This is a genomic window from Maridesulfovibrio ferrireducens, assembly GCF_900101105.1.
Classification (GTDB): Bacteria; Desulfobacterota; Desulfovibrionia; order Desulfovibrionales; family Desulfovibrionaceae; genus Maridesulfovibrio; species Maridesulfovibrio ferrireducens.
Genome location: NZ_FNGA01000009.1, coordinates 1 through 2,944, shown reverse-complemented (window position 1 = coordinate 2,944; position 2,944 = coordinate 1). Strand labels below are relative to the sequence as shown.

The window sequence follows — 2,944 nt, the reverse complement described above, 5'->3', positions numbered from 1 at the left end:
CGGGAGATGCTGTGGCGTTCAGCCGTTGCCGACCCGAGAAAGAGGTTCTATGAGAATCGCGCGCCCACGTCAATAGGTTTTTGAATTATTGTTGATATCTATCAGGTTAAAGACTTCCAACCTCATTTTTACCTTCTTACTGGATTCAGAACGAAGGAAACCAGCTCATTAATGAACTACCCGATAGTTCTCCTCAAAACTTTTGAGTTTCTTTTCTAACTCCCACTGCCGAGCAGCTTTCTCACTATTAGAGAGAAAAGACATACAGTCACTATCCGGAACAAAGTCTCCAGCACACACACCTATCATAATATATGGATCAGATTTCTTCCAAAGCGACTCCCCTTTAAGAAAGGAATACTCTAGTGAATTACGCGCAGCCTTTTTCAACTGCCCATAATCCAGTCCCTGATCCACAACGGCTCTAACATATTCATTCGTTAACGTTGATCGAGCAACTCCCATATCATCTGACGATAAAGTAACCGGAACACCTGATGAGATATAGACATTGAGAGGATGGTTTTTTCCAGAGACTTTTAAAATAGAATCATTACTTGAAAGCAGGCACTCAAGCGCAACGCCCTTTTCCTTCATTAGTGAAAGAGTATCACGAGCTTTTTCTTCATACGCTAAATCAACACCATGCCCTATACGTTGAGCATGGCCCTTAATTACAGCCAGCCGGATGTGATTTGACAGAGCTTCCGGTGTAGTAAGCCATCCCGTCAACTCCCCTGCATGCAATGTAATAGGCACATCGGGGTATAACTTGTGAAAAAAGTCCAGCATTTCCATATGTAATTCATAATCGCGTACCGCAATCGGAGAATCTTCCGGCCCGACCAAATTTAAAGCAACTACACGTGGATCTCGATGAACCAATTCAAATGACCAGGCCATCTGCGCAAAAACATATGCTGGGTCAGCCCCTCTATAGATTTGGTTAATGTACCGGATGAGAACGTCACTTCCTTCGCCGCCCCTAAGCTCTTTATTTTTTAAGAATTCTGTTTCATCGAGCTTCCTTATAGCCTGATCCATATCTTGAAATAAACCAGACTCCCGCAATTCCCTTAGTGCAACTACCGGATTTCCATGCCACCCAACCTTTTCGGCCCAAGGTGAAACCCATTTAGGGCCGTAAATTGAAAGCATAGCTTCTACATATTGAACATTATCACGATATGCCTGTTTTGATGCGTGTGCTAATAAGCGTCCTACATTTTTCTTCGCAACCCCAAATTTACTAAAAGTTGCAAAAAACTGATCGTGCCCCCACATTCTATTATCTCGCAAATTTTGCCTAACGGATAAAGCATCAACGGATGTATTCCAAATGTTACTTTTACTAAACGCCTGCGTAGCCGAGATCGAACTATTACCACATGGGCCGACAACAATTCGGCTACTTGCTTGTTCAATGCAGGCATCATCAGCGGCTGCCCATTTTATATAATCTTCTGCATAGGGAATTCCTGAAAGGTGTGTATGCAGCTCAGCTCCTTTTGGCATTTCAGAAAGGAACATGCGTAACGCGACAGGATCATGTTTTATAGTGTCAAAAGCTTGTTCGTGATTTCTGTGCACGCAAGCTGACAAAAAAGCTAATAATATTATTATGAGTATTTTTTTCATGGTAGTAGTAGACATAAGAAGTGAATATTCGTCAATAAAGGATCAATTTAAACAAACGGTGAAAGCACCTGCCATCCTCAATAATACATGTTGACTTATTAAAAATCATGTCTATTTATATTTCAAGTAAATATATAGGAGATTTTATATGCAAAAAGATATGCACTACTATGGTACATACGCAATTGCGCGTGCGGCCGGTATCAAACCGGAAGCAGCTCAAAAAATTGCTTCGGCTTCTCAATTTGTTGATGATAATGCGGTAAAAGAAAGAATTGATTTTACGGACAAAGCTAGCCTTTACTCCAGACCCACAGCCCATCACTGTGACAATATTAAAAATATTATCCCAGAAGATCAAAGGGTAGTTTGGGTTCCATTTCACTTTTTGCCAGGTGGTGACGGAGTCACTTTTGAAGATAAAATTGTCTGCCAAAAAGACAGCATGATTGCTAAAAAGATGGTCGAAAATCATCTAAGCAAAAGTGATAAGAAATTTTATCTAGAACTATTAGGAATAACAGCTCACGTATATGCCGATACCTTTTCTCATTATGGATTTTCCGGACTTAGTTCTCCTAAAAACGATGTCAAAACATTTAGCATTGAACTTTCCCAAAAGACTAATGATGACATCCTCGAAGCTCTCTCTGAAAAAGCTAATAGGTTTTGGGAAAAAATTAAAACCAAAGCTGCAGAATTTGGATCAAGAAAACTCGGACATGGCGGAGTTTACACTTACCCTGATGCTCCTTTTTTAAAATGGAATTTTGAATATGAGGACGAAAGGAAAAGCGAAAGAAATAACCTCATAACTTTTATGGAAGGTTCAAAAGCATTACATGAAATGTTTAGAAAAGCTTGTGATGTCTATCCAGATATATATGAAGGAACTCATAGAAGTTTTGAGCAAATAAAACCTCCACTCAAAGAAATTCTTTCTTTCAATGGTGATGAAAATGATCGAATTCAACATTGGATAACGTGTTTTGCAGATGAAACTTCAAATTTCACAATAAACGGTGAGTCATTTCTCCACTATCTTGGTGATGACTGGAACCAGCAACGAAACACTATGGACGGCAATACTCATTCAACAGAAGTATTAGAAATGCCAGTTTACAATTTCTATAAAGCGGCTTCATATCATAGACATTACGTATTGAGAGACTTATTGCCTGAGCACGGAATTGTTGTTTCTTAAAATCAGTCCCCCCCCAATCGACGCACGCAAAAAGACCCGTACATTAACATGTACGGGTCTTTTTAAAATAAAGTCCTTGCGACGACCTAGTTTCCCACCAGC

The 2,944-nt window shown here is 39.8% G+C and carries 2 protein-coding genes; one reads left to right on the top strand and one right to left on the bottom strand.

Annotated elements, in window-relative coordinates:
- Positions 1–168: 168 nt before the first annotated feature.
- On the bottom strand, positions 169–1,653 hold the full coding sequence (locus BLT41_RS17260) for an adenosine deaminase family protein (RefSeq protein ID WP_244512324.1): 1,485 nt from the start codon (positions 1,651–1,653) through the stop codon (positions 169–171).
- Positions 1,654–1,786: 133 nt separating this feature from the next.
- Here BLT41_RS17260 and BLT41_RS17255 point away from each other — a divergent pair, with 133 nt between their 5' ends.
- The gene (locus tag BLT41_RS17255; RefSeq protein WP_092163527.1) at positions 1,787–2,842 is read left to right on the top strand and encodes a DUF6765 family protein; all 1,056 of its coding nucleotides are present in this window, start codon (positions 1,787–1,789) and stop codon (positions 2,840–2,842) included.
- The last annotated feature ends 102 nt before the right edge of the window (positions 2,843–2,944 follow it).

Coding starts and splice junctions, on each gene's coding strand:
- BLT41_RS17255 (WP_092163527.1), top strand. CDS start 1,787: ATGCAAAAAGATATGCACTACTATGGTACATACGCAATTGCGCGTGCG.
- BLT41_RS17260 (WP_244512324.1), bottom strand. CDS start 1,653: ATGTCTACTACTACCATGAAAAAAATACTCATAATAATATTATTAGCT.